General features: G+C 54.8%; 29 protein-coding genes and 1 pseudogene. 15 read left to right on the top strand and 15 right to left on the bottom strand.

The features are described 5' to 3' along the window. Positions 1-177: 177 nt before the first annotated feature. Both KP80_RS05690 and KP80_RS05685 read left to right on the top strand, forming a co-directional pair. Positions 178-1,149, top strand: coding sequence for a fatty acid desaturase (locus KP80_RS05690; protein WP_052282625.1), 972 nt, complete (start codon positions 178-180; stop codon positions 1,147-1,149). Further along, complete coding sequence (locus tag KP80_RS05685; protein ID WP_052282624.1) at positions 1,142-1,942, top strand: phosphate/phosphite/phosphonate ABC transporter substrate-binding protein; 801 nt, start codon at positions 1,142-1,144, stop codon at positions 1,940-1,942. The genes KP80_RS05690 and KP80_RS05685 overlap by 8 nt, the downstream gene beginning before the upstream one ends. A gap of 4 nt (positions 1,943-1,946) precedes the next feature. Here the strand turns inward: KP80_RS05685 and KP80_RS05680 are convergent, their stop codons facing one another. From KP80_RS05680 to KP80_RS05655, 6 genes are all read right to left on the bottom strand, one after another. Beyond that, complete coding sequence (locus KP80_RS05680; protein WP_052282623.1) at positions 1,947-3,263, bottom strand: LLM class flavin-dependent oxidoreductase; 1,317 nt, start codon at positions 3,261-3,263, stop codon at positions 1,947-1,949. A gap of 55 nt (positions 3,264-3,318) precedes the next feature. Then, complete coding sequence (locus KP80_RS05675; RefSeq protein ID WP_052282622.1) at positions 3,319-4,209, bottom strand: ABC transporter substrate-binding protein; 891 nt, start codon at positions 4,207-4,209, stop codon at positions 3,319-3,321. A gap of 29 nt (positions 4,210-4,238) precedes the next feature. Beyond that, positions 4,239-4,916 (bottom strand): ABC transporter permease, encoded by a 678-nt coding sequence (locus KP80_RS05670; RefSeq protein WP_052282621.1) that lies wholly within the window; start codon positions 4,914-4,916, stop codon positions 4,239-4,241. Then, positions 4,916-5,545: an ABC transporter permease gene (locus KP80_RS05665; RefSeq protein ID WP_052282620.1), complete on the bottom strand. Its 630-nt coding sequence runs from the start codon at positions 5,543-5,545 to the stop codon at positions 4,916-4,918. The genes KP80_RS05670 and KP80_RS05665 overlap by 1 nt, the downstream gene beginning before the upstream one ends. Further along, positions 5,538-6,626: an ABC transporter ATP-binding protein gene (locus KP80_RS05660; RefSeq protein WP_052282619.1), complete on the bottom strand. Its 1,089-nt coding sequence runs from the start codon at positions 6,624-6,626 to the stop codon at positions 5,538-5,540. Before KP80_RS05660 ends, KP80_RS05665 begins: the two co-directional genes overlap by 8 nt. A 139-nt stretch (positions 6,627-6,765) precedes the next feature. Continuing rightward, positions 6,766-7,503 carry a metallophosphoesterase gene (locus KP80_RS05655; protein WP_052282618.1) on the bottom strand — a complete coding sequence of 246 codons (738 nt, stop codon included), beginning with the start codon at positions 7,501-7,503 and terminating at the stop codon, positions 6,766-6,768. A gap of 595 nt (positions 7,504-8,098) precedes the next feature. Here KP80_RS05655 and KP80_RS05650 point away from each other — a divergent pair. Then, the gene (locus tag KP80_RS05650) at positions 8,099-8,815 is read left to right on the top strand and encodes a YebC/PmpR family DNA-binding transcriptional regulator (protein ID WP_052282617.1); all 717 of its coding nucleotides are present in this window, start codon (positions 8,099-8,101) and stop codon (positions 8,813-8,815) included. A gap of 176 nt (positions 8,816-8,991) precedes the next feature. Here the strand turns inward: KP80_RS05650 and KP80_RS05645 are convergent, their stop codons facing one another. Continuing rightward, positions 8,992-9,798 (bottom strand): hypothetical protein, encoded by an 807-nt coding sequence (locus KP80_RS05645; protein WP_052282616.1) that lies wholly within the window; start codon positions 9,796-9,798, stop codon positions 8,992-8,994. A 255-nt stretch (positions 9,799-10,053) separates the two neighbouring features. Beyond that, a complete protein-coding gene (locus KP80_RS05640; RefSeq protein WP_052282615.1) occupies positions 10,054-10,848 on the bottom strand; it encodes a hypothetical protein in 795 nt (264 codons plus the stop codon). A gap of 201 nt (positions 10,849-11,049) precedes the next feature. On the opposite strand from KP80_RS05640, the gene KP80_RS05635 reads away from it, so the two are divergent. Both KP80_RS05635 and KP80_RS05630 read left to right on the top strand, forming a co-directional pair. Beyond that, complete coding sequence (locus KP80_RS05635; protein WP_052282694.1) at positions 11,050-11,520, top strand: GNAT family N-acetyltransferase; 471 nt, start codon at positions 11,050-11,052, stop codon at positions 11,518-11,520. Positions 11,521-11,619: 99 nt separating this feature from the next. Next, positions 11,620-12,564, top strand: a complete 945-nt coding sequence (locus KP80_RS05630) for a LysR family transcriptional regulator (protein ID WP_052282614.1) — start codon at positions 11,620-11,622, stop codon at positions 12,562-12,564. Here KP80_RS05630 and KP80_RS05625 read toward each other — a convergent pair. Then, a complete protein-coding gene (locus KP80_RS05625) occupies positions 12,561-13,628 on the bottom strand; it encodes an ABC transporter substrate-binding protein (protein ID WP_052282613.1) in 1,068 nt (355 codons plus the stop codon). The two genes, KP80_RS05630 and KP80_RS05625, sit on opposite strands and share 4 nt — an antisense overlap. Positions 13,629-13,851: 223 nt before the next feature. On the opposite strand from KP80_RS05625, the gene KP80_RS05620 reads away from it, so the two are divergent. From KP80_RS05620 to KP80_RS05610, 3 genes are read left to right on the top strand one after another with little or no spacing between them, the layout of a single operon-like run. Further along, positions 13,852-15,417 (top strand): ABC transporter permease, encoded by a 1,566-nt coding sequence (locus KP80_RS05620; protein WP_052282693.1) that lies wholly within the window; start codon positions 13,852-13,854, stop codon positions 15,415-15,417. Next, a complete protein-coding gene (locus tag KP80_RS05615; RefSeq protein WP_052282612.1) occupies positions 15,417-16,160 on the top strand; it encodes an ABC transporter ATP-binding protein in 744 nt (247 codons plus the stop codon). Before KP80_RS05620 ends, KP80_RS05615 begins: the two co-directional genes overlap by 1 nt. Positions 16,161-16,183: 23 nt before the next feature. After that, positions 16,184-17,968: an aryl-sulfate sulfotransferase gene (locus KP80_RS05610; RefSeq protein WP_052282611.1), complete on the top strand. Its 1,785-nt coding sequence runs from the start codon at positions 16,184-16,186 to the stop codon at positions 17,966-17,968. 43 nt (positions 17,969-18,011) lie between these two features. Here the strand turns inward: KP80_RS05610 and KP80_RS05605 are convergent, their stop codons facing one another. The 4 genes from KP80_RS05605 to KP80_RS05590 form a co-directional block, all read right to left on the bottom strand. Next, a complete protein-coding gene (locus tag KP80_RS05605) occupies positions 18,012-18,926 on the bottom strand; it encodes a LysR family transcriptional regulator (protein WP_052282610.1) in 915 nt (304 codons plus the stop codon). A 76-nt stretch (positions 18,927-19,002) separates the two neighbouring features. After that, entirely contained in the window at positions 19,003-19,212 is a 210-nt protein-coding gene (locus KP80_RS05600; RefSeq protein ID WP_052282609.1) for a tautomerase family protein, read from the bottom strand. 11 nt (positions 19,213-19,223) lie between these two features. Further along, positions 19,224-19,961 (bottom strand): SDR family NAD(P)-dependent oxidoreductase, encoded by a 738-nt coding sequence (locus KP80_RS05595; RefSeq protein ID WP_052282608.1) that lies wholly within the window; start codon positions 19,959-19,961, stop codon positions 19,224-19,226. Positions 19,962-20,166: 205 nt separating this feature from the next. Further along, positions 20,167-20,571, bottom strand: coding sequence for a Spy/CpxP family protein refolding chaperone (locus KP80_RS05590; RefSeq protein WP_052282607.1), 405 nt, complete (start codon positions 20,569-20,571; stop codon positions 20,167-20,169). A gap of 391 nt (positions 20,572-20,962) precedes the next feature. On the opposite strand from KP80_RS05590, the gene KP80_RS05585 reads away from it, so the two are divergent. The 4 genes from KP80_RS05585 to KP80_RS05570 are packed head-to-tail and all read left to right on the top strand — an operon-like array spanning position 20,963 to position 24,065. Further along, complete coding sequence (locus KP80_RS05585; protein ID WP_052282606.1) at positions 20,963-21,790, top strand: ABC transporter substrate-binding protein; 828 nt, start codon at positions 20,963-20,965, stop codon at positions 21,788-21,790. Position 21,791: 1 nt separating this feature from the next. After that, on the top strand, positions 21,792-22,613 hold the full coding sequence (locus KP80_RS05580; protein WP_052282605.1) for an amino acid ABC transporter ATP-binding protein: 822 nt from the start codon (positions 21,792-21,794) through the stop codon (positions 22,611-22,613). Next, positions 22,610-23,392 (top strand): amino acid ABC transporter permease, encoded by a 783-nt coding sequence (locus KP80_RS05575; RefSeq protein WP_052282604.1) that lies wholly within the window; start codon positions 22,610-22,612, stop codon positions 23,390-23,392. The genes KP80_RS05580 and KP80_RS05575 overlap by 4 nt, the downstream gene beginning before the upstream one ends. Beyond that, positions 23,382-24,065: an amino acid ABC transporter permease gene (locus tag KP80_RS05570; RefSeq protein ID WP_052282603.1), complete on the top strand. Its 684-nt coding sequence runs from the start codon at positions 23,382-23,384 to the stop codon at positions 24,063-24,065. The genes KP80_RS05575 and KP80_RS05570 overlap by 11 nt, the downstream gene beginning before the upstream one ends. Before the next feature lie 80 nt (positions 24,066-24,145). Here KP80_RS05570 and KP80_RS05565 read toward each other — a convergent pair whose 3' ends face one another. Continuing rightward, positions 24,146-24,373, bottom strand: coding sequence for a YccJ family protein (locus KP80_RS05565; protein WP_052282602.1), 228 nt, complete (start codon positions 24,371-24,373; stop codon positions 24,146-24,148). 15 nt (positions 24,374-24,388) lie between these two features. Continuing rightward, positions 24,389-24,997 carry an NAD(P)H:quinone oxidoreductase gene (gene wrbA / locus KP80_RS05560; RefSeq protein WP_052282601.1) on the bottom strand — a complete coding sequence of 203 codons (609 nt, stop codon included), beginning with the start codon at positions 24,995-24,997 and terminating at the stop codon, positions 24,389-24,391. 311 nt (positions 24,998-25,308) lie between these two features. Here wrbA and KP80_RS05555 point away from each other — a divergent pair, with 311 nt between their 5' ends. The 3 genes and pseudogenes from KP80_RS05555 to KP80_RS23050 form a co-directional block, all read left to right on the top strand. Continuing rightward, a complete protein-coding gene (locus KP80_RS05555; RefSeq protein ID WP_052282600.1) occupies positions 25,309-25,611 on the top strand; it encodes a hypothetical protein in 303 nt (100 codons plus the stop codon). A 248-nt stretch (positions 25,612-25,859) separates the two neighbouring features. After that, entirely contained in the window at positions 25,860-26,036 is a 177-nt protein-coding gene (locus tag KP80_RS22250) for a general stress protein (RefSeq protein WP_053390153.1), read from the top strand. Between the two features lie 114 nt (positions 26,037-26,150). Next, a pseudogene (locus tag KP80_RS23050) lies at positions 26,151-26,258 on the top strand (HTH-type transcriptional regulator RutR); the annotation flags it as partial.

The following is a 26,258-nucleotide window of genomic DNA, read 5'->3' as shown; positions in this document are numbered from 1 at the left end:
CCCACCGCCAGAGGGGCTGGTCAGTATGGTTATCTTATCAAGTTGTTGGATAGGGGCTGGCGCTGGTACGGCCCCTGTTTTTCTGGCAAAGCATAGCGATTTAAGTTCTTTGTTATTTCAGGCGTTATCCCGGATCTTCATACCCTATATTCACTGGCGGAAAGGGCGTCTGAAGGAATGGGTAAACGAAACTCCCTCTATTTGCACCAACAACAACGCGAACATATTCACCAGCTTTCAACCAGCATCCTGTGGCGCAGCGAACTCCCGACCTGGATAATCATGATAGCCATTTATGGCGGCTGGTTTGCGATCCTGGCGAACTGGCAGGCGTTGGGGTTATATCCCGCCACCGTGCTGCTTATCGGCTTTACCGCCTGGTACATGTCGCTACAGCATGAGTTGATCCACGGACATCCCACCCGATATCCCCGGCTGAACCAGCTTTTTGGCACACTGCCGCTGGCGGTCTGGTATCCGTATGGCCTATACCGCGACTCCCATCTGGCGCATCACCGTAACGATCATCTAACCGTCCCGGTGGACGATCCTGAGTCTTATTACTTTAGCGATGAAAGCTGGGCGCGGTTTCGGCCGTGGCAGAAGCGGGTGATTCATCTGCGTAACACCTTTATCGGACGGCTGTTGCTGGGGCCGCTGATCGATATCGTGCAGACGCTGGCAAGCGCCGTGTCCGCCTTTCGCCGCGTGCAGGTTGCCGCCATGCTGATGTGGGTCATCCACGGGGCCTTACTCGCCGTGCTTTTTGGCTGGATGTCGCACCTTGGCTTCTCGCCTTTGTGGTTTGTTCTGGCAGTGAGTTATCCCGCGCTGGCGCTGACCAAAGTGCGATCTTTTTTTGAGCACCGGGCGGCGGACGATCCGCTGGCGCGTTCGGTCATCAACGAGGCCGGGCTGTTCTGGCGGGTCCTGTTTTTGAATCTTAACTATCATTCTGTACATCACGATCTGCCCGGTGTGCCCTGGTATGGGCTGAAGGCCGTTTACCTGCACAACCGCGAGGCCTATCAGCAGCGCAACCACGGTTTTCTGGTGAAGGGGTACGGTGAATGGTTACGCCAGTTCTGGGGGAAACCGGTGGATGTGACGGTACATCCGGGGAGTGATAAAGGAGAAGGTCATGAGTGATCCGTTGGCATTCCCGATGTACGCCGTTAACCGCCGCGACACCGATGCTCTGTGGCTGGCGGTGCAGAAACTGCTGGTGGCCCTGGGCGTTCCGGTAGAGCGTCTCACGCCAGTGGTGCCACAGGAGGCGCTGGTGGCACACTGGCAAAACCCACAGCTGATCCTGAGTCAGACCTGCGGTTATCCGCTTGTGACGCAGCTTTTGGACGCTCAGGTGGTCGGTTGTTTTCACTACACCGCGCCGGGCTGCGAGAACATCTATTACCGCAGCGTGCTGGTGGCGCGCGAAAAGGATAAACAGCAAACCTTTGCTGATTTTCGCGGCCGACCAGTGGTGTGCAACTCCACCGATTCGCAGTCAGGTTACAACGTACTGATGAAAATGGTGACGCCACTGGCGGTGAACGGGCGCTTTTTCTCGCGCGTTGTCCTGAGCGGCAGCCATCGTCAGTCGCTTATCGATGTGAAACGCGGTGAAGGGGATATCGCAGCCATCGACTGCGTAACCTGGGCGCTATTACAACGTCATGAACCCGCGTTACTGGAGGGGCTGGCGGTTATCGACCACAGCCCGCTGGCGCCTGGATTACCGCTCATCACCGCGGGGAAAACCTCTGCCGACATGCTTGCTGCGTTGCAGGATGCACTTCATACGCTGGTGACTGCGGCGCAATACCGGGAAATTTGTGCCGCGCTGCTGATTGGCGGGTTTAGTGCGGTGACGCGCGAGCCTTACTCGCAGTTACTGGACTGGCGCAATGCGGCGCAAACAGCCGGTGTCACCCGGCTGTAGCTATTCAGGCAAAGTTGTTTCTGGCCACTGGAAGGCCCAGTTTTTCCCGCAGCGTTCCCGCCGCATAGTCGGCTTTCATCACCCCTTTGGCTTTGAGAATCGGGACAACCTGTTCAGTGAAGCTGTCAAAATCCCCCGGCAGCAGTGGGAACATCAGGTTAAAGCCGTCTGCGGCCCCGGAAAGATAGATTTCCGCCAGCGTGTCGGCAACTTCCTGCGCACTGCCCATCACCAGCCAGCTGTCGGAGCTTTGCAGCAACAGACGGCCCAGCTCGAGAATAGACAGGGCTGGGTCGTAATCCCGGATGAGTTGCAGTACGGTGCGAATCCCGTCGAAGTTTGCGTCGTCTGGCAGCGGCGGCAGCGGTTTATCGTAGGGATAAGGGCTCAGATCCAGTTTCAGATAAGCCGACAGCAGGTCGATAGCCATCCGATCGCTCATCAACTGCGCGTTGAGCTGCTGGCGCTCGGCTTTTTCGGCTTCGGAATTCACCACTACCGGCAACACCCCAGCGATGATTTTAAAGGCTTCAGGGGAACGTCCGAGGGCTTTCAGGCGCTGATTCATCTCTTCGCGGTAGGCTTTTCCCTGCTCGATGGACTTGATAAACACAAAGTGCATATCCGCCCGGCTGGCGGCGAGTTGCTTACCAGCTTCGGAAGAGCCTGCCTGCACGAGAACAGGATGCCCCTGCGGGGGACGTGGCACATTAAGCGGGCCACGCACCTTAAAGAAATCGCCGTGATGGTTAAGATGATGCACCTTATCGGCATCGGCAAACAGGCCGCGCTGTTTATCAAACAGCAGCGCGCTATCTTCCCATGAGTCCCACAGACGGGTAACTACATCGATAAACTCCCCGGCACGCTGGTACCGATTACCATGCTGCGGGATCTGATCCAGACCAAAATTGGCGGCTTCTTCTTCCAGCCAGGAGGTCACAATATTCCAGCTTGCGCGTCCGTTACTCAGGAAATCGAGCGAGGCGAAGTAGCGCGCCAGGTTATAGGGTTCGGTGTAAGACGTTGAAGCGGTTGCCATCAGGCCAATATTGTCCGTGACGGCTGCCAGCGCCGAGAGTAGCGTCAGCGGTTCAAGCCGGGCATTGGCGTAATGGGCAAGGCCGCTGTCCCAGACCCCGGTATGGTCGGCAATGAACAAGGCATCAAGCGTAGCGGCTTCGGCCTTGCGGGCAAGGGCGGTGTAATAACTGAGGGTGAAAATCTCGTGTTCGGGTGCGTCCGGGTGACGCCATGAGAACCGATAATCACCCTGTGGATTGAAAAAGAACAGGTTCAGGATCATGGTGTTGTGCGACATTGTGGTGCCTGCGTCAGGTTGTGGCCGATCCCTGGCCATTGAATGATGAAAAGCGTTAAAGATTGGTGTTGACCCATTGTTCTGCCACGGCAGCCGGATCTTTGTGCTGGAGATCGACCTGCTTGTTCAGCTCGACCAACGCGGTGTTATCCAGCTTGTGAGACACCTGATTGAGGATGCCGTCGATTTTTGGCGTCAGCGCCGCTTTGCGTACCAGCGGGACAACATTCTGGCTTGGCTGCTCGTGTTTATCATCTTCCAGGACTACCCAGTTCTCTTTGGCGAGCGATCCCTGGGTGGAGACCACCGTTGCCACATCAATTTTTCCGGAGTTCAGCGCCAGGCGGGACAGCGGCCCGCCCATGTCGAGGGATTTCACCTCTTTAAACTCAAGGCCGTAGACGCGCTTGAGGCCCGGCAAACCGAGGGCGCGAACCGGAAACTCCGGCGGCCCGCCGATCACCAACTCGTGTGCAACAGGCGTTAGATCGGAGAGTTTGGTTAACCCATATTTTTTGGCCGTTTCGGCGCGGACGGCCCAGGCTGTGACCGAACTGGCGGGAGAGGGGGTAAGCAGTGTGAATTCTGCCGGCAGCACTTTTGCAAGCCCGGCACTGACATCGCTCTGGGTGGTCGCCAGGGTTTTCGTGTCATAATAATTCAGCAGTGCACCGAGATATTCCGGGACAATATCTATTTCGCCGCTTTTCAGGGCCGGAATAATAATTTCGCGGTTACCCAGATTAAGCCGCGTTTTAACATCAATATTATTTTTCTTTAATGCGCTGGCGTAAATATTGGCAAGAATTGAGCTTTCGGTAAAATTCGCCCCGCCAATGGTGACGGTTTCCGCCAGGGTGGTAAAACTTAAGCTGAATAATCCTGCCGCCAGAAGGGATAACTTAAATCCACGGCGGTTAAACGCTTGCCATAATGATTGCTTCATAGTGCCTCTTTATTTGCAGGTGGTTTTTATCATGATTCCGTTATTGCGGGTGCGGCCTTTGACTGAAATAACACGTTGTTGATAAGTGAAAATATCCCCTCACAGGTCAGTGCCAGCAGCGTCACCACAAGAGATCCGGAAATGACCTGCGGCATATCGCGCTGCCCAAGACCATCAATCAGGAAGCGGCCCAGCCCGCCCAGCCCGGCATAGGCGGCGACCACCGCCGTGGCGATAAGCTGCAACAGCGCGGTGCGAATTCCTGCAAAGATCAATGGCATCGCCAGCGGGATGCGCAGCTGCCACAGGCTCTGTATGGGCGTCATGCCAATTGCGGTGGCGGCATCGCAAAGGGTGCGGTCGGCGTGGTAAATCCCCACCCAGGTATTGGTCAGAATCGGCGGGACTGACAGGGCGATTAGCGCAAGAAAGACCGGCGTATCATTGAAACCCACCAGAATAATGCACAATAAAATCAGGCCAAGAGAGGGAATCGCCCGGCCAATGTTGAACAGGTTGATGACCAGGAAAGCCCCTTTGCGCCAGTAGCCCAGCGCCACTCCCAGGGGTAACGCAATGGCCGAGGCGATAGCCATGCTCACCAGCACATACCAGAGATGCTCGCGTAAGCGCAGTAGGATCCCCGTATCGCTGAGCCAGTGGTCCGGCTGAATTAACCAGTGCCAGGTTGCGGTTAAGATATCCATTAGCGTGCCCAGGGAGTTATCCAATAGCCCAGACGTGCTATCAGAGAGTCAAAAATAAACGACAGCACCAGGCTCAGCACCACGCTCACCACAATTGGCGTAAGGAAATCCTGGTTAAAGCCCGACAGCAGGAGTTGCCCAAGACCGCCCTGACCAATGAGCGCCGTGACCGTGACCAGCCCGACCAGCGTGACCGAGGCAATACGCAGCCCGGCAAACAAAGACGGAGTCATCAGGTGCAGCTCAACGTCAATAAACCGGTACCAGCGCGTGTAGCCCAGCGCGCGGGCGGATTCGAGCACGTCCGACGGCAGTTTTTCTATCCCGGCGACTACGTTGCGTAGCAGGATCAGCAGTGAATAGAGCGTTAAGCCGATCACTGACGTGGTGAGCGACAGACCGGTAAACGGGATCAACAGAATAAACAGCGCCAGCGAGGGGATGGTAAACAGCACCCCGCACAGACCGAGCAGTATCGGAGACGATGCGGGCCAGCGCAGGGTCAGGCCAATCAATATCCCGGTGAGTGCCGTGCCGAAAAAGAGCGATATCGCCACCAGCAGCGTGTGCTGCCAGAGCAGGGCTGCAATCGGGCCCTGATTATCCGCAATCCATTGCCAGTCAATCATAGCGGCGAACATCCACATGCCCGTTGAGTACGTGCTGGAGCAGCCCGTGGGAAATACTTCCCTGATACTGACCGTCTCCGTTGACGTGCACCAGCACACCCCCCGGCGCATCCAGAAGTGCGCTGTACGCGAAACGCAGGGAGTGAAGCGCCTTCAGGGTGAGTGAAACGGGCAGGGTGGTACGCCGCTCAGGGTCGAGCCAGTACAACGGGCGCAGCTGTTTATCGAGCACCAGCCGCAGCGGGCTGGCCACCACCGGATGTTGACTGAAAATGGGGGTTAGCGCCTCGTCCACTAGGGGAACATCGTGACGCGGCAGTTGCCCAACCTGAAGCCTGGCAAGGCGTTTTAAATTGGGCTCAGGCCCGATGAATCGCGCCACGAACTCGCTGGCTGGTTGGGCGAGGATATTATCGGGCGTATCAAACTGAGCCAGGACACCCCCTTCCTGAAAGATGGCAATTTTATCGCCCAGGCGAATGGCTTCGTTGATGTCATGGGTGACGAGCACGATGGTTTTGTGCAGGCGCTGCTGGAGCTGCAACAACTCGTCCTGGAGCTTTTCTCGCACGACCGGGTCGATAGCCGCAAAGGGTTCATCCATTAACAGAATAGGGGGATCGGCCGCCAGCGCACGGGCAATCGCCACCCGCCCTTGCTGTCCGCCTGAAAGCTGGTGGGGGTAGCGCGCAAGCAGGCTCGGGTCGAGGGACATGATCTCAACCAACTCATCAATACGTGCCTGAATATGCTTTTTATTCCAGCCAAGAAGGCGCGGAACGGTGGCGATATTCTGGGAAACCGTCCGGTGCGGGAATAAGGCTGCACTTTGCATCACAAAACCTATTTTTCGGCGCACCTGAATAATATCGGTATCGGCTATTTTAATTCCCTGAACATAAACCGAACCGGCATCCGGGATATCCAGTTGATTAATCATCCGTAATATAGTGGTTTTCCCGCAGCCGCTGGGGCCAACGAATGTGCAGAATTCACCTTCATTGATAACGATATTTAAATTTCCGATCGCAGCGTGCGTACTACCAGGGTACGTTTTGTTTATGTTTTCGAGTTTTATCATATGAAACAATAGCGCCCTGAAATTATTGCATTTATATAAAACACAAATTACAGAGGCGATGAACAGGGCGCAAATATGATATTTGCATTTGTATTGCAGGTATTTGGCTTTTGGTAATGATGCGTTTTCTGAATACCCGTTAAACGCAAACGTGGTGACTGGTCAGAGAGTGACTGACGTAGCGATGAATCATCAATGCTGCCGGGTCATTCGCAGGAGGAACGTTGGCTGTTCCAAACCAAACCGGATTAGCCGGGCAGACGGAGCCACAAATGTATGCAGGTATGCCCGCAAACGTCCCTGCTATCGGTCTGTGGACATGACCGGTCGAAATGGCGAGTAGTCTGCCCGGAGCGCATCTGATCAAATCCTCCATTTCTGGTAGACCTCTGCACATCATTTCGTCTAGCGTTGGAATACCCGATGCAAATACGTGATGGTGCAGGAACAGTAATGACGGAAGGCTGCCTGCGTCGTTCAGTTGAGTCTCCAGCCATACCAGATGGTCAGCCACGCTGCCGTCATCCTGACCATCTATCGTTGAATCCAGACCAATCAGCCGAATGCCTCCTGTGTCATGGACAAAGTGCATAGCCTCTCCTTGGGCCTCGCGCGCCCATTTATTCTCACCCCAAACAGAACGCATCATACTGCGGTCGTCTGAGTTACCAGCCAGTATCAATGAAGGGTAATTGTGTTGATTCAGGTGCTCGGCTATCTGTTTATAACCTTCCAGCCAATGCCCATCCGTTAGATCACCAGTAAGTACCAGTACATTTGGTTTCAGATGCGTAAGCCAATTGAGGACCTGGTCAAACCGAAACAGATGATCATTTTCGGGTGAGGCGTGAATGTCTGAAACCTGCGCTATCAACATAAAGACTCCATGTAATTATGGTGTGGAGAACATGAGAGCAAGGAATCGCTAGGTTCAATTCCGGTTGTTTAGAACAAATCATAGTATGGATGCGAGAGGTCCGCGCTTTGCGCATAGCAGAACGCCCGCCAATTTGATGGGTCCGTTCCATACCGGAATCAGATAAGAACGTTCTGGATAAAAGGTCAGAATGGTATTTATCATAAATACTCCTTGCTCAGACCCTGTAGATTGCATAATGTCAAATCCAGCAATAACGATAGCGATTTAGCTAATGTATTAGCGAGTTTTTTATATAACGGGCTCATCTTTTCGTATTTATCCTCACATAGCCTGTATTTTGTTCCCCTTGCCTGATATCTATTTTTGCTGCAGCTTAATATTGAGAATAAAAAGCAAAGGAATCACAATGGCGTTTTAGAATGATTTATCCATAATGTTAACTATTAATGAATTTAAAGTAACATTCCGTAATATTTCACTTTTTTATTTCTCATAGACGAGAATTTACATGTCATGATATAATGTGACAGAAAAACGTGTCGCTTTATTAAGCTGCCGTTAATGTAAATACATTTTTGAGGAGACTGTTCCAGTGGGACGTAAATGGGCCAATATCGTTGCTAAAAAAACGGCTAAAGACGGTGCAACGTCAAACGTATATGCAAAATTCGGTGTAGAAATCTATGCCGCTGCTAAACAAGGTGAACCAGACCCAGAATCAAACTCGGCGTTAAAATTCGTTATTGAACGTGCGAAGCAGGCCCAGGTTCCAAAACACGTTATTGATAAAGCGATTGATAAAGCCAAAGGCGGCGGAGACGAAACGTTTGTGCCAGGCCGTTATGAAGGCTTTGGGCCAAATGGTTCAATGGTCATCGCCGAAACATTGACTTCAAACGTTAACCGCACGATTGCTAATGTCCGCAACATCTTCAATAAAAAAGGCGGGAATATCGGCGCAGCGGGTTCTGTCAGCTATATGTTTGATAATACCGGCGTGATTGTATTTGCAGGTACTGACCCAGACCGTATTTTTGAAATTTTACTGGATGCTGAAGTAGAAGTTCGCGATGTTACCGAAGAAGAAGGGAACATCATTATTTATACTGAATCCACCGATCTTCACAAAGGTATTGCAGCGCTGAAAGCAGCGGGCATTACTGAATTTACATCAACTGAATTAGAAATGATTGCTCAAGCAGAAATTGAACTTTCAGAAGAAGATTTAGCAATCTTTGAAGGGCTCGTTGATGCGCTTGAAGCTGACGATGATGTTCAAAAAGTCTATCATAACGTTGCTAATCTCTAATTAAAGCGACTGTCATTATGGCAGCTTTTTAAATGATAAAGCTGCTATAAACAGTCTATCTGACAAGATAGGCTGTTTATCATAAATCGATGGAATGCCCTCCCAATAATACTCATTGAAATTCCTGACCTTCGTATCTTTAATGGAAGAGGGGCAGCCCAGCCATGCGCTGCTGGTTATTTATCGCTCCCATCCCCAAGACAAGAAACATACTTCTCTCCCGAAACCCGCACAATCTCATCGGCATTTTCCGTAATATCCTTCCCTTCAAATGCGCCGTAGAGTTGCTTAAATTTCACCACGCTTAGACGCTGGGTGATGTCGCGAACCGTTGCGGCTGACAGCGGCAGCAGATTAGGGTAGCTCCACATAAACGAGACGGCACGCGCACCGGGGGTAACCTGAACGATGTCGCCGGAAAGCACCACGCCTTCATCCCGTGCCCAATGCAGAACACAGCCGCCAGCAAAATGTCCACCCAGGCGGATCACCCGGACATCGCGAGTCAGCTCAAGAGTGTCGCCGTGCCAAAAACGTATCCACGGGCTGTCGCGCATGACCCATTGGCGGTCATTGGTGTGAAGATAAATGGGGGCGTTAAACTCCGCAGCCCAATCCTGCATGGTGCTGTAGTAATGAGGATGCGATATCGCGATGGCTTTAAGGCCGCCCAGGGCGTGAACGAGCGTTTTGGTGGCGTCATCCAGTGTGGCAATGCAGTCCCACAAAATATTGCCCTCTGGCGTGCGGAGAATGAACGCACGTTGGTCGATGGCAAAATCAGGCACGGTGCGGAAGCTGAGGAGCGAACTGTCGTGCTGTTGCCATGTATTGGTGTGCGAAGCGCAATGGGCGTCAAAATCGACCCATTGCTGCCCGCTTGCGGGGACATACTGGCGTTCATCTTCACAAATAGGGCAATGTGTGGGATGGGAATCGGTTGTTTCATAGGACGTCCCGCAGGCTTTGCATAATGTAATCATTCCGCTCTCCTCAATGTGCCGTTTTGTCAGCATCGTGCTCGGTAGCTGCTGTTTCATAACGATTTAACCATACTCAGCATGGCACACCAGAGTACCGTGATGTGCTTGTTCGTGCGGTCGTTGAGTGCGCAGGAGAAACAGAAGAGAGGCGTTTGGCAGGCGCTAATGACTTTTAAGGGCGTCAATTTTATCGCCCTTAAAAGCGTTTAACTTTACCGTTTGCAAACCAACCCCCGGCATTGCGGCGGGGTAGGGCTAACGGTCAAAAATATCGACGGCGGTTTTACCATTTTTATGGAAGACGCATTGTCCGGTATAGGTTAACTCATTACCCAGGCCGTTTTTCGCTTCAAACTCGACCTGGATAGTGCGTTCATCATCCTGATTAATAAAGTCAGCTGATCCCATCAGGATGTGAAAATCCGCGCTATCAGGATGTTTTAGGCGAGATTTAAGCAACTGGACACATTCCCCCATACTTCCCGGTGCATTTTTCTCCAGGTTTTCACGCTCTGCGGCCCGGCGGGCGGTGTCGCTCATACCCACAGCAGGAGCATTCTCCGCGGTGTACCATTTCCCTGCGCTGTCTTTCAACTCCGATGCCTTAAAGTGCCACTGATTGTTGTTCGTACAGTTCACGAAATAGCGCACGTTCTTCTTCGTCGATTCATTGACGATAGCAGCGGTTTCTACCTGGTCACAGTCCGGGGATTGCGCCGCGCGGAAGGCGGCGGAGTGGGTTCCTTTTGCCGCTTCGGCTAATCCTTTTTTACCCAACGCTTTATTCAGCATGGGAAACTGGTCGGGAGTGTAATCGTCGAAGGCGTATTCGGCTATTTTGCGGGTGTAGCCGGTATCAACGGCAGGTGGCTTATCTGCAGCGGTCTTTTCCTGCGTGGCGTCAGCGGTTGCGGCAACCGGCGCTGCCTGTGCACTTGATGCCGCAGGCGGTGCGCTATTGTCGCTGTCGGTACAGGCTTTAATGACCACAAAGGCGATAAACAAAACCACCCCTAATTTTATATATTCTGATTTTTTACTCTTATCCATGTGTGACTCGTTTTAAAAATAGCTCGGGCCTTTGTTATTGGGCCGCAAAGAAATAAATGGGGGGATTTCACCCGGATAATACGGCAATACATCGGTCTCTTGAGTCAGTCCGTTTTGCACTTTCCAGAGAAGAGATATCGAAATTGTCTTCATCTATGATAAATCTACTTGGGTGATGATGGCAAAATGGAAACCGATAAAATGAAGATAAGACTCGTCTCACCCGAAGAAGCGGAAGCCTGTTGGACTATTCGCAATCTGTCTATTCGACAGGGCTGTCAGGCCAGCTATAGCCCGGACGTGCTCAAGGCCTGGACGCCGGAGGAGATGCCGGAAGGCTATCGAGTGGTGATAACGGAAAATCCGTTCTTTGCCGTTGATATTCCGGATGTGGGGCTGGTGGCTACAGGTTATCTTGATGTGTCAGCGGGAAGCGTGGAGGCGATTTTTACCCTGCCGGGTTATTTTGGTCAGGGACTGGCCAGCCGGATTATTACCACGATTAAAGACGAAGCGCGGACGCGGGGATTTAAACAATTAACTCTCTGCGCAACGCCCAATGCGCAAACCTTTTACGAACGCCATGGCTTTCGCTTTATCAAAGAAAATATCTCTCCCTCGCGGCTGGTACCTGAAGGATTACGCTGCATTGATATGGCTATTAATCTCTAAATCCTATTTCCCTAACGCGGCGGGTAAATGTTCAACGTTGCCTAACCCGGCAGTAATCCAGTAGTGTTATTGGAAATAAGGTAATCATAAAGCGGGCATATGCATCTGGATTTTCGCCAACTCCGTAATTTCGTCGCGCTGGTAGAATACGGCAGTTTTAATCGTGCGGCGGAAGCGGTTTGTCTGTCGCAGTCGGCGTTTAGCCGCAGCATTCAGGCGCTGGAGCAGAGCGTCGGCCATCCGCTATTCGACCGGCAAAGCAAGCTTCCGACGCTCACATTGCATGGGCAAAAGCTGTTGCCCTACGCGCGTCGTTTTCAGGAACTCAACGTTGAACTGAGCAGTCAGCTGCGAGAGGCGGATGATGCACAAAATGGTGAAGTGGCCTTTGGCTGCGGCCCGGCGCCTGCAGCGCGGCTGATTCCTGCCGCCGTCGGCGAGTTTCACCGTCAGCTCCCGCAGGCGCGGGTACGCTTTCATATCGATAACTGGTTTGCCCTGCATCACGCGCTGACCACCCAGCAATATCCGTTCGTGGTGGCCGATAGCTGGCAGGCCGAGCTGGATCCGCAGCTGCGCGTGCAGCCGCTGAGCCCGCAGCGCTGCTTTTTTGTCTGCCATGCCGATCACCCGCTGGCGCAGCAGGGACCGGTATCCATTCAAACCCTGCTGCGCTATCCCTTTGCTGCGCCGTATTTACCACCTGGCGTGCGTAAGGTGCTGGCGACGCTCAGCCAGCAGCAGGACTTTACGCCAGCGATCCAGTGCGATCATATCTATGCGCTGCTCTCCACACTGGCGCATACCGATGCGATAAGTTTTGCCAGTGAAGATGGCTTTGCGCTGTGCCAGCACAGCCATCGTCTGGTGAAGCTGGAGCTGAGCGATTTGCCGGATGAGTGGCGGCTGATGCAGACCCGCTTTGCCATTATCTCCCCGGTGCATGCGGCCCAGCCGCCGCTGGTGGAAAAGCTGATGGCGATTATCCTCCAGCTTGACCGCCAGCATCATGCGCGGCGGCTCACGGAGGAGGTGAGGGGTTAACCGGCGTTGGTCGGCTGGCCTTTGGTATCGTACTGCGGCCAGTGTTTTTCCAGTTGCTGGTTTTTCAGCGCCTGCTCAACAAACTGACCGTCCACCCACTGATGGGCGTCAAACGCACTGCGGATAAGGCGGCCCGTTTTGGCCTGTTCCACGCTGCTGCTAAAGCTATCGGTCAGAAACGGATCGATGCGTGGTGAGGTGGTGAAGTTAAGATCCTGCGGTTTGAGCTCTTCCAGGAACAGCGCCTGCGGGATTTGGCTTTGCTTCGCCATCTCGGCGGACCAGGCTTGGGTATTGGCCGAATCGCTGATTTCCGCGGCGTTTTGGACCAGCACATTGATAATCTGCTGGGTCGCCTGCGGCCACGCTTCGATAAAGTTCTGGGTTCCGAGGAATGCCGCCTGGGTGGTGTTTTGGCGGCCAGAGTCACCGCTTTTCACCACCACATCAATTTTATCGCCGCGCAGCGCCAGCAGCGAAACGCCGCCCCACACCGCATCTACGCGCCCGGCTGCCAGTGCCGCTTTCCCCGCGGTCCAGTCGAGGTTAATCACCTGTAAGCTGCGCTCGTTGAGGCCGACGGTGGCCAGCGCGCGGTCAAAAGCCAGTTGATCTGCCGTACCGCGATACACCGCCACCCGTTTACCTTTCAAGTCTGCCAGCGTTTTAATGCCAGAGGCTTTGGTCGCCGCCAGATATGACTCCGAACCACGGCTACCCAGCAGCAGGCGCGTTGGCAGACCGTTGGCTTTGCCGATAATTGCCGCTAAATCGCCCAGATAGACAAAATCCAGCTGTTGGTTGGCTAACGCCTCATTCACCGCGGGGCCTGCGCCTTTGAAAAATTGCCATTTCACTTCTATGCCCTGGGGCTTGAATACCTCTTCCAGCTGATGGCGGATATAGGCCATCCCGACTGGCCCTTCGATAAACGGCTGGCTTCCGGCGCTTTGGTCCGGCACGCCAATGCGAATGGTGCGCAGCTCTTCGGCGTGGGCGCTGGCCAGCAGACCAAACACGGCAACCAGCGCCAGCGCGGTGCGGCTAAAAAATGCTTTCATCATAACGTATTGCTCCTGTGCGTTTTTTTCTCACCCTAATGAGCCGATGGCCCGGGTGTTAAATGCTTTTATTGGCAAAGAATGGGTGAAAAAAAGCTAAATCAGAGGCGGCGTACCCGGCAGGCTGAAATGCATTCGCTGCATCGGGATTATTCGCTTAACGCAATGGCAGTGCGGCGCAAGGCACGTTTTTATAGCGATATCACTTTCTGAAATGTGGACCGCTATGTCGCAGATGATTTTAAGAACCCGCCTCGCCAGCAGGCCGCGCCTCAGTCTCAACGGTTGGCCGTGGCTGCTACCGGCGCTCGTACTGCTGGTGTGGTACGTCGCCGCGCAGGAGCGCTGGATGCCAGCGCAAATCCTGCCCGCGCCGTCGGTGGTGGCCGAGACCGCGTGGTCGCTGTTCAGCGGCGATCTGTTAGCGCAGTGGGGATTTAGCCTTCAGCATTTGGCGCTGGGCCTGCTGCTAGGGGCGATAGCCGGCACGCTGCTGGGTGCGCTGTTTGGCCTGGTGCCCGCCGCCGCGCAGCGGGTGGAACCGCTGTTTTATGCGTTGGCGCAAATCCCCACGCTGGGATGGATCCCGCTATTTATGGTGCTGTTCGGCATTGATAACGGCCTCAAGCTGGCGGTCATTGTGAAAACTACCGTGGTGCCGATGACCATCAACACCCAGCAGGCGGTCACCAGCGTGCCGCAGGCGCTGAGCGAGGCGGGCAGCGTGATGCGCTTTTCCCGCTGGCAGCGGCTACGCTGGCTGGTGATTCCGGCGAGCTTACCGGGCTGGTTTACTGGCCTGAGGCTGGCGCTGTCGCAAGCGTGGGTTTCCTTGATTGTGGTTGAGCTGCTGGCCTCGTCGGAAGGGATTGGCTACCTGATGGTCTGGGGGCGTCAGCTGTTTCAACTGGATATTGCCTTCGTCACCATCGCGGTGGTAGGTATCAGCGGCATGCTCATGGAGTGGGCGGTGAACCGCGCCTATTCCCGGCTGGTGTTCTGGCCGCAGCCAGCGGCCGGCCGTCTGGCGTGGAAGCCGCAGGCCAGCTGGCGTGCGCTGCAATTACCCGTCGTGCTGCTGGTGCTGTGGCAACTGGCGAATCAGGGGGGCTGGATTGACGGGGCGCTCTTCTCGTCACCGTTGGCGGTGGGTGAGCGTTTTGTCCAGGGCGTGGTCAACGGCGAGCTTAGCGACGCGATGCTGGCAAGCCTAAGCCGGGCGTTGGTTGGCGGCGCTATCGGCATTGCCAGCGGTCTGCTGTGCGGATTGCTGCTGGCGCTGCGTCCACGCGCCGGGCAGATCTTCACACCCACCCTTAACGTTTTGCGCCATATCGCGCTGTTTGCCTGGCTGCCGCTGCTGACCGCCTGGGTCGGAAACGATAACGGCGGCAAAATCGTCTTTATCGCGCTGGCATCGTTCTTTCCGATGTTTTTCAGCACGCTTCAGGCGGTGCTCCAGCGTAACCCGCAGCTTGATGAAGTGGCCCAGGTGCTGCGGTTAAGCGGCCTGACGCGCCTGCGTCGGCTGATCCTTCCCGGTGCCGCGCCGGGGATCTTTGCTGGGCTGCGGCTGGCGCTGATTTATGCCTGGCTTGGCAATATCGGTGCGGAATACTTCATGTCCTCCGGCGTCGGTATCGGCAGCCTGATGATCAATGCCCAACAGCTGCTGGATATGCCGACCATTCTCTGCGGCATGGTGCTTATCGGCCTGACCGGCGCGGCGCTGGATAAAGCCGGGCGTTTACTGGAGATTCGCGCCACCCGTTGGCGCCAACAGGAGCAATGATGACAACCTCGACGTTGGTTTCTTTTCAGCACGTGCGTAAATCCTGGCAGCAGGTGACGGCCGTGCACAATTTCAGCCTCGACATCGCCGCCGGTGAACTGGTGGCGCTAGTAGGCAGCAGCGGCTGCGGCAAATCCACCCTCTTGCGCATGCTGGTGGGGCTGGAATCCGCCACCCAGGGGGAGATCCTCATCAATGGCGAGCCGGTCACCGGCGTCGGCAAAGAGCGCGGCATTGTGTTCCAGGAGCCGCGCCTGTTTCCGTGGCTGAACGTGGTCGACAACGTGATGCTGGGGCTGGCGGAGGAAAAACTGAGCCGCGCGGCGAAGCACCAGCGGGCGCTGGAGATGCTCGACCTCGTGCAGCTTACCGAGTTTGCTGACGCTTTGCCTGCGCAGCTTTCCGGCGGCATGGCCCAGCGAGTGGCTATTGCCCGGGGGCTCGTCGCCCGGCCGCAAATTCTGATGCTCGATGAGCCGTTTGGCGCGCTGGATGCGCTGACCCGCCATACCCTGCAGCAGGAGCTGTTACACATTCATCAAGACGCGGGGACCACGACGCTGCTGGTGACCCACGATGTGGAAGAGGCGGTAGCGCTTGCCGACAGGGTGGTGGTGCTGTCGCCGCGGCCGGGACGAATCAAAGAGATTGTCAGCCTCGCGCTACCGCATCCGCGCCAGCGTGATGACGCCGCGTTTTCCGCCGCCTGCCGGCATATCCGTAATCTGATTACTTCTGCCTGATTTTTAATTTAAGGAGCAATAACATGGGATTTCCTTCCGTTTATCCGACCGGCGCTACCCTTTACGATCCCAAGCGTGCCTGGAGTGGTTACACCCTTTTTCAGGCCACCGAACACGGGGCGGTGCTGGTGGATATGAACGGCCAGGTGGTGCGTGAATGGCCCGAGCTGCACGGTTTTCCGAACAAAATTTTGCCCGGTGGCGCCATCCTTGGCCATAGCGGCGAGCGCGACCCACGCTATGGCATGCAGGATATGCTCGACCTTATCCAGGTCGATTGGGAAGGGAACGTCACCTGGTCATTCGACCGCTATGAGAAGGTGAGCGATCCGGGTAATGAAACGCGCTGGATGGCGCGCGCGCACCACGACTATCAGCGTGCGGGCAACCCGGTGGGCTACTATGCGCCTGGACTGGAGCCACAGGTGGAGGGGGGGAATACGTTGATTCTTGCCCACACTAACCTGGTGAACGAAGACATCTCTGACAAACTGCTGCTCGATGACACCATTATTGAAGTCGACTGGCAGGGCAATGTGGTGTGGGAGTGGCGCTGCAGCGACCATTTCCACGAGCTGGGTTTTGACGATGCGGCGCGCACCGCGCTGTACAAGAACCCCAACATGCGCGCCAGTGGCGGCGGCATGGGCGACTGGATGCACATTAACTCGATGTCGGCGCTGGGGCCGAATAAATGGTATGACGCGGGGGATGAACGCTTCCACCCCGATAACATTATCTGGGACGCCCGTGAGTCCAATATTATCGCCATCATCGATAAATCCAGCGGCAAAATTGTCTGGCAGCTGGGGCCGGATTACAGCAAGCCGGAGCTTAAGCATATCGGTTGGATTATCGGCCAGCACCATGCGCATATGATCCCGCAAGGGCTGCCAGGTGCGGGCAATATCCTGATTTTCGATAACGGTGGCTGGGCAGGATACGGCGCGCCGAACCCGGCCTCGGCGGACGGAGTAAAAAACGCCTGGCGCGACTATTCACGCATCCTTGAGATCAACCCGCTGACGCTGGATATCGAATGGCGCTACTCGCCTTATGAGGCGGATCTGCCGCAGCCGACAGACTCTTACCGTTTCTACAGCCCGTACATCAGCAATATGCAGCGGCTGGAAAACGGCAATACCCTGATTAACGAAGGCTCGAACGGGCGTATTTTTGAAGTGACGCGCGACCATGAAATTGTTTGGGAATATATCTCGCCGTATTGGGGTAAGACCCTGAATAACAATATGGTCTATCGCGCCTATCGTATTCCGTATGCGTGGATCCCTCAGCTGGCGCTGCAGCAGGAGACGCCCATTGAACCGGTGGATGTGCGAACGTTGCGCCAGCCGGGGGCGGCAGCGGGGTCGGCACAAAGCGTGGTACGCGTAGCGGGCGTACAGCCCTACAGCAAAAGCGCCGATGCGTTGTGCGTGGCGACGGATAACGACACTCTGCGCCGCAGCCCGAAGTTGTTCCGGGTAACGGAAAGCGCCTTTACGCCGGTAAGCACCGCGCAAGAGCTGAATGGCGAAAAATCGATACTGCTGTTCGTGGGCGCGGAGCGTTGTGTGCACTGCCGCAAGCTTTGGCAGCTGCTGGCGCATGACAAATTGGCGGCACGGATTGCGCCGCTGGAAACCCGCTATCTGGATGCCGATCTGCATCAGGAACTGGCCGCCAGTTTAGGCGTGCGTGGACTGCCGACGCTGCTGGTCATCAGGCAAGGTCAGCCAGCCGAACACGCGCCGTCGCAGCTGTCGGTGGAAAACCTGGGCGCGTGGTTAAGCAACGTCACGGCGTGATAAACGTCGCTGGGCCCAGGATGTTTCAGTTCGGGCCCGGCGACTAATCGCGGCGAAGATTTTCCAGCATAAATTCAACAAATACCCGGATTCGTTGCGGCATATGCTGGAGCTGCGGGTAAATCAGGTAGAAAGGGCGCGTAGCGCGGTTGATGTCCGGTAAAACTTCCTGCAATTCATTGCTATCCAGCGCATTTGCCACGACAAAACGATAGATTTGATAAATCCCCGCCCCGTGTTTTGCCAGCGACAATCCACCCAGGTAATCTTCCGAACACAGCAGATTACCGCTGGGGAGAATCTCTTTTTGTTTGCCATCACGACGTACCAGCCACGCCGCCTGTCGCCCACTGCCGGGCAGCACAAACTGGATACACTGATGTTGCGCAAGACAGTCGACTGTTTTCAGCGGCGGGTGCTGCCGGAGATAACTGGGCGAGGCCACCATTGCCAGTTCAGCATCTTCAAGTTTCCGCGCAATCAAGCTGGAGTCGGCAAGTTCGCTGCCGCGGATCGCCAGGTCATAATCATCACGAGAGAAATTGACGCAACGGTTGCTGATGTGAAATTCCAGATGCACCTGCGGGTAGCGCTGCTGGAATTGCGGAATGAGCGGGAAGAGCCGCCAGTGGGCGTAGGCGGCAGGAAGGCTGATTCGCACGGTTCCAGAAGGGACTTCCTGCTTTCCCGTTGCCTGCTGTTCAGCTTGCTGCAATAACGCTAACGCGGCGCGACACTGCGCCGCGTATTGCCTGCCCGCATCGGTGAGCCTGACCTGCCGGGTAGACCGGACAAACAGCACGATGCCGAGGCGTTCTTCTAATCGCGCGATGGTTTTGCTCACCGCCGCCGGCGAGATACCGGCGACCTGCGCCGCTATGGTGAAACTTTGATGCTCGGCAGCAAGGCAAAAAAGCGTGATGCTGCTGATCATAATGTCGTTCAAACGCTGCGTCATAGAGAGTCGGTATCCTTACTGCTGGCCGGGAGCGTTCTCATGATATATGACAAGCGCCAGGCATCACACCGGCGTTTTATCGCTGAGGAGGCTTCAGCCGGAGCGCGGTGACGCTCTCTCCGCCGACGCCCCAGTTGTCGGTCGCTATCTCATCGATAACCACATAGGTCGTGGCGCGGGGTTTATTCAGCACCTGTTCAAGCAGCAGCGTCGCCCCTTCAATCAGCTGGCGCTTTTGTTGCGCGGTGACATTTTCATCGGTCACTTTAATATTGACGTATGGCATCTGTCCTCCGATTACCACTTCCCGGCGGTTGAACCACCGTCTACCGCCATTATGCTGCCGGTGACAAACTGAGAGTCGGCCAGGTACATTACCGCGCTAACGATATCCTGCACGTTGCCGACCTGATGCGTCGGGGCCATGGTTTTTAGCGCCTCCAGCGTTTGCGGATCCTGGGCGTGCATCGGCGTGGCGATAATACCTGGGGCGACCGCGTTGACCATGATCCCACTATCTGCCAACTCCAGCGCCAGCCCCTTCACGGCCTGATTTAGCCCGCCCTTCACCATGATGGGCAGCAGGGCGGGAACATGGATATTCGGCTGCATGGCAATGGCCGCCGTGATGGCGATGATATGACCGCCGCCGTGGGCGCGCATATGTTCTGCCGCTTGTTGGGCCGGATAGAAAAAGCCTTTCATATTCACCGCCAGCATGGTTTCAACGTCGTGTTCGCTATAGTCAGTGACCGGTTTAGAGATGAACACGCCAGCATTGCTGACCAAAACATCGACCTGACCAAAACGTTCCTCAGCCTGAGCAAAAAGAGTTTGCGCGGTTTCAGGCAGAGCAATATCACCGGCAACCAGCAGTAAATTATCCGGTGAACCGAGTTGTTTCGCGGCTTTTTGCAGATCCGCCAGCGTGCGTGCGTTGGCAATGACGTTATCACCGCGCTGGAGGAAAGCCTGAGCGATGGCGAAGCCAATCCCGCTTGATGCACCGGTGACGATAACGGATTGTGTTTTCATGGTTGTTTCCTTTATGAGTTATGAACTGAGGGAAACTATATTCCAGTGCTGAAAGGGTTTGAACGCTCACAGACTTACATCTTTTATTCCATTGAGGAATAAATAAAGGTGGAAGATAAATCGGTTGTGTGCAAAAGAGGGGGAATCGGGGAAGGGGGTTATTCCACGCGGCGGGTTTCGCCACCGCGGGAGGAGGCTTTGCGGCTTACTCGCTTGCAGCCTGGGCCAGATCGCTCTGAACCTGTTTACGCTGCTCAGGCGTCAGCACTTGGCTCAGGTCAAAATAGTACTTCACTTTGTAGTAGCGAACCTGCTGGTCAACTTTGCTAAACGCAGAAAGCTGCTGTTTAACGCCGTTGTCATCCCATTTGCCAGACTGAATCATGTCGATGATCATGCCGTCTTTGACTTCTTTCAACGAAATGCCTTTGACGTTTTTCACCATCTGATCGTGCAGTGACTGGATTTTAGAAACCTGCGCATCGCTCAGCTTCAGGTGCTGAACAATCGGATCTTGTGCTGGAGCGGGAGTGGTGGTGGCAGCCTGGGAAGCAAAAGCAGCGCCAGCCAGTGTGGCAACCAATAAAGCCGTGCGGGTAAATTTAAACATTTTAATCATCCATAACGTTCGAGTAACAGGGGGAAAACCCTACTTTTTTGCCGGGTTCATCATAGGTTGCCTGTCGTCGATGACGCTTGCGGATTATTGTTTCCACTGGTAACGATAAGAAACAATCACATCGTGAAATCATAATTGGTTACTTACATCAGCCCTCTCTATTTCAGCAGTAAAACCATTATTTTTGCAAATGCGAAATGGGTCAAAGCAATGGCGATTTTTGCGCATAGGTTACCAGTCATGATGTTTTTTTACCTTTTAATAACAATAGGTTGGGGTATACCCTTTTTCGTTATAAGGAATAACGAATCGTTATTTGTTCCGCTGACGGCACTGTGGGAGCGTAAAAAGACACGACAAAAACAGGGTATCGAGAAAAATTATGGCAAAGGCAAAACAGACTCTCACACAACTCGCACTGCTGGTAGGCCTGGCGGCCACTGGACTAACTACTTTCAGCGCTCAGGCTGACCAACTGGCGGATATTAAAGCCAAAGGCGTAGTAAAGGTTGCCACCTTTGACGCCAACCCGCCGTTTGGCTCCGTGGATGCCAAAACTCACGAACTGGTGGGCTACGACGTGGATTTCGCCAAAGCGCTGGCCAAAGCACTTGGCGTGAAGCTGGAGCTAGTGGCGACCAACCCGGCAAACCGTATTCCACTGCTGCAATCCGGTAAGGCGGATTTGATTGTCGCCGATATTACCATCACCCCGGAACGTGCTCAGGTTGTTGATTTCTCCACGCCGTACTTTGTCACCGGACAGCAGTTCCTGGTACCCGCTACAGGCGGCGACAAGCTGGATGATTACAGCAAAGCGCGCATCGGTGCGGTAAAAGGCACCACCGGCGAGCAGACGTTGCACCAGCGCTTCCCGCAGGCGCGCGTGCTCTCCTATGACGATATCCCGCTGGCGTTGACCGCGCTGCGTAACGGCAACGTGCAGGCCATTACCCAGGACAGCACCATTCTCGCAGGGCTACTGGGCGAAGCGCCGGACAAAGCCAAGTTTAAAATTCTGCCGGAGCTGCTGAGCAAAGAAGAGATAGGCGTCGGCGTGAAAAAAGGTGAACCGGCGCTGCTGAAAGCGGTGAATGATGAGCTGGTGGCGCTGGAAAAATCCGGTGAAGCGGCGAAAATCTATGATGCCTGGTTTGGCCCGACGACCAAAGCCCCGCAGCCACGTTCCTTTACCATAGAAGCAAAATAATATGTTGTCGGCTTTACTCTCTCACTCCGCGGCCAGGGCCGCGGATTTTTCACATCTGGACAACGCCAGCGTGGTGTTTCGCCAGGTAGTAAAAGAATATGGTCGTCATCGCGTGCTCAATGGCATTGATTTAGCGATAAATCCCGGTGAAGTGGTGGCGATCCTCGGGCCTTCTGGTTCGGGAAAGTCGACCCTGATTCGCCTGATTAATCAGCTAGAGACACTCAGCGGCGGCGAAATTTTGGTGGATGATAAACCGACCCGGCAACTGAGCGGGAAAGCGCTACGCCAGCTGCGCAGCCGAATTGGCTTTGTTTTCCAGCAATTTAACCTTTACGCCCACCTGACGGCGGCGCAGAACATTACGTTGGCGCTGGAGTCGGTGCACGGCTGGAAGCGCAGCGAGGCACAAACGCGGGCACGGGAACTGCTTGAGCGGGTGGGGCTGGCGGAAAAAGCCGATGCCATGCCGTCTGAGCTCTCCGGTGGCCAACAGCAACGCGTGGCGATCGCACGGGCGCTGGCCTCGTCGCCGCAAATCATCTTGTTTGATGAACCGACCTCGGCGCTGGATCCGGAAATGATCGGCGAAGTTTTGCAGGTGATGAAATCGCTGGCGCACAGCGGTATTACCATGATTGTGGTCACCCACGAAATGCAGTTTGCCCGTGAAATTGCCGACCGGGTGGTGTTTATTGACGGTGGTGATGTGCTGGAAGTGGCGCCGCCTGGTGAGTTCTTTACCCACCCGCAGCATCCGCGCGCGGTCCGTTTTCTGCAAAAGGTGCTCGACCCGCTGCATCAGGATCGGAGCGAGCCATGATGCATTTTGATTGGCAGGGGGTGCTTAGCGGGCAGCCTCTGCAATGGATTGTCTCCGGTTTTCTCACGACCCTGTGGGTGACGCTCGCCGGTGTGGTACTGGCAAGCGCACTGGCGACGCTGTTTTTGCTGCTGCGCTTAGCGGGTGGTCGGTTGGGGCAGGGGATCACCGCCTGCTGGGTATCGATTTTTCGTAATACTCCGCTGCTGGTGCAGCTGTTGTTCTGGTACTTCGCAGCGTGGAATTTCCTGCCGCAGGGGCTGCGAGATTTCGTCAATGACCCGCACGATTGGTCGATTCTGCCGGGTGACGTTTGGTGGCTGACGCCGGAATTTCTCTGCTCGGCGTGGGGGCTGGGGGTGTTTACCTCGGCATTTTTGATTGAAGAGGTAGCAGCCGGGCTGCAAAGCGTTCCCAACGGCCAACGCGAGGCCGCGCTGGCTCAGGGTTTTTCAACCGCTGGATTGCTGCGTCATGTGCTGCTACCGCAAGGGCTGGCTAACGCCTGGCAGCCCGTTGTTGGTCAGTATCTCAATCTAATGAAACTCTCATCGCTGGCCAGCGGCATCGGCTTTGCCGAGCTGACCTATCAGGTGCGACAAATCGAAAGCTATAACGCGCATGCGCTGGAAGCGTTTGCCGTCGGTACCCTGCTGTACTTGTTGACCGGCGTGGTGCTGGGGCTGCTGTTGACTCGACTTGGGCCAAGGCCCGTTGGCCAGGCAAGGCGGGTGCGCGAAGCCGCCCACGTGGAGGGAGGAATTCAGCATGAACGCTAATCTGGCGGTGATTTACGACAATCTCGACTATCTCTTGTGGGGACGACTAGCGGTAGGGGAGCCTGGCGGCGTGGCGTTGACGCTAATGATGGCGCTAGGCGCAGGCGCACTGGCGCTGCCGCTGGGGATAGTACTGGCCTGCGTGGCCTGGCGTTTTCCCGGTACCGTGCGGCGATTGTTGTATCTATGGGCGGAGATTATTCGCGGGATCCCACTGATTTTTGTCATCTTCTGGCTGTGGTATTTGCTGCCCATGCTCACCGGTAGCGACATGCCGGGGGCAGTCACCGTGACGCTGGCCTTAGCCTGGTTTACTGCGGCGATGGTGATGCACTCGGTGCTGGCTGGTTTACAAGCCTTGCCGAAGGGGCAATTTGAAGCGGCTTTAACTCAGGGATTCAGCGCTGGACAGGGTCTGCGGCTGATTCTGCTGCCGCAAACGCTGCGTAACGTGCTGCCATCACTGGTAGGGATTTTCATCGGTCTACTTAAGGATACGTCGCTGGCGTTTATTGTGAATGTGCCGGAATTAACCACGGTGGCGGGACAGGTGAATAACCGGGTGCAGATCTACCCGACGGCGATCTTTATCTTTATCGGCGCGGTCTATTACGTATTGTGCTTTGGACTGGAGCGGGTGGCGAAACGCTGGCAGCGGCGGGTGGCGGCGTAGTCTTTTGTCACGCCCGCGCGTGAGGTATAAAAAACGCCGACGTCGGTAGTACCGGCCGTCGGCGTATTAGACGCTATCAATCAGACGTTTTTGCGTTCAATGGTTTGCTCGCCCCAGAACAGCGCGTCTTTATCCGTTCTGCTGAAGGCCAATTCAAGGACAGCATCGCTGCCTTCTTCCCAAATTTGTTCCGCGACTTTCTCATCGTATTTCGCCAGCTCGAAAATCGCCTCGGCGATTTCCGGTGAGGTGTTACGCAAACTGGCCCATTCGCCAATACGATGTGCTTTGCCTTCTTGTGTGGGCATAACTTGCTCCCTTACTTATTCGCTTTTCATTTTGACGGCCAGCCCCGCCACGTACTCACCCTGATAGCGAGCAATCGCCAGCTCTTCAGGGCTTGGCTGACGTGAGCCGTCCGCGCCAGCGATGGTCGTTGCGCCGTAAGGCGTACCGCCACGAACCTGTGAAACATCAAACAGTTCTTGCGCTGCGTAGCCGATAGGAACAATCACCATACCGTGGTGCGCAAGGGTCGTCCAGGTGGAGGTGATGGTCTGTTCCTGGCCGCCGCCGGTCCCGGTTGAGCTGAAAACGCTCGCCAGTTTGCCGTACAGCGCGCCGGATGCCCATAGGCCACCGGTTTGGTCGAGGAAGGTCCGCATTTGTCCGGCCATGTTGCCGAAACGGGTAGGCGTACCAAAAATAATCGCGTCGTAATTTGCCAGTTCCTGCGGGGTCGCGACGGGAATGGCCTGTGCCTTACCGCCTGCTTTTGCAAAGGCTTCAGCTTGCATGGTTTCTGGTACACGCTTGATGACAACATCTACGCCATCGACCTTGTTCGCGCCCTCGGCAACGGCTTTTGCCATCGTCTCAATGTGTCCATACATCGAATAATAGAGCACCAGAACACTTGCATTTCCACTCATCTTAACTCTCCTGTGTCAAATTGGTTGGTCATATAACAAGCCCTATTAAGCATAGACCTAAATAGCGGGAGCGCTGCATCGAGCCAGCAATAAATCAGTGAAAAGATGATACTTTGCTTATGGAATAGGCAATGCGGCCATTGTTTGAGCGAAAATCACTTTTATTTTGAATGAAGGTTTTTTGCTGAATTTATATTTTCTATCAATAGTACCGATCGCTAACTATTTATTTGATTGATTATTATCAACAATCTTTAGGGATGATTACTGGAGAATTCATCGCAGTACAGGAAAACAGGGAAGGTCAACGGATGAGCAAATTGAGGGTAGCGGCAATGGTGGCGGGGGCAAGTCTATTCATGGCGTCTCTGACGCCTGCGCAGGCGGTGGTGCAGTATGCACAAATAGCGAAGCAGCGCGTTTATCAGGGATTCGACGTGACGGTGACGCGCGTGGGTGACCGAGTGACGGTGAACGGCGAGACGGCCACTAAGCAAGAGTCGAATGTGGATGCCGATGTGTTCATTCACGGACCCTATCGCGTCGTGTTTCACCAGCGCACCGGTAAAGTGCGGTTGATGAAAGACGGCCAGTATCTGGGGATCCTGAAATAAACCAGCGCGCTGGTTTGACGCATCATGACACATTTTTGTGCGTCCATTTTCCTGCGCCATAATAGCTAATTATGACGCAGGCCCCGTCTTCCGGAAGAAAATCCGGCGACAGATATGACAAAATATGACCAAATCCCCTCGTATGGCCCTGTGGCGACTAACCTTAACAGTACCCGCGCAACTGTGCGGGCGATTACGCTTTTCATCTACGTAATGCACTGTATCGTTCTCTCAACTGGAGGTCAGTAATGGCAAACCATCGTGGCGGTTCAGGCAACTTTGCCGAAGACCGTGAAAGAGCATCAGAAGCAGGTCGTAAGGGGGGCCAGCATAGCGGCGGGAATTTTAAAAACGATCCCCAACGCGCCTCAGAAGCGGGCAAAAAAGGAGGGAAAAATAGCCATGGTAGTCATCGCGGCACCTAGCGATGAATGACAGGTTAGCGTTTCTCCAAGCCGCCGGTTCATCCCGGCGGTTTCTTTTTTTGGCCGTAGCCCGCAAAATAGGTATTGAAGCCGTAAATATAAAGGAGAGGGCGCATGGCTCAGGATGCAGTAAAGAAGAGTGGCAAGCGTTCACAGGCGGTGAGCGCAAAGAAACAGGCCATTCTGACCGCCGCGCTGAATACCTTTTCACAGTATGGGATC

The organism is Kluyvera genomosp. 1 (assembly GCF_001266615.1).
GTDB classification, from domain to species: Bacteria; Pseudomonadota; Gammaproteobacteria; order Enterobacterales; family Enterobacteriaceae; genus Kluyvera; species Kluyvera cryocrescens_A.
This window is presented reverse-complemented; position numbering and strand designations above follow the sequence as displayed.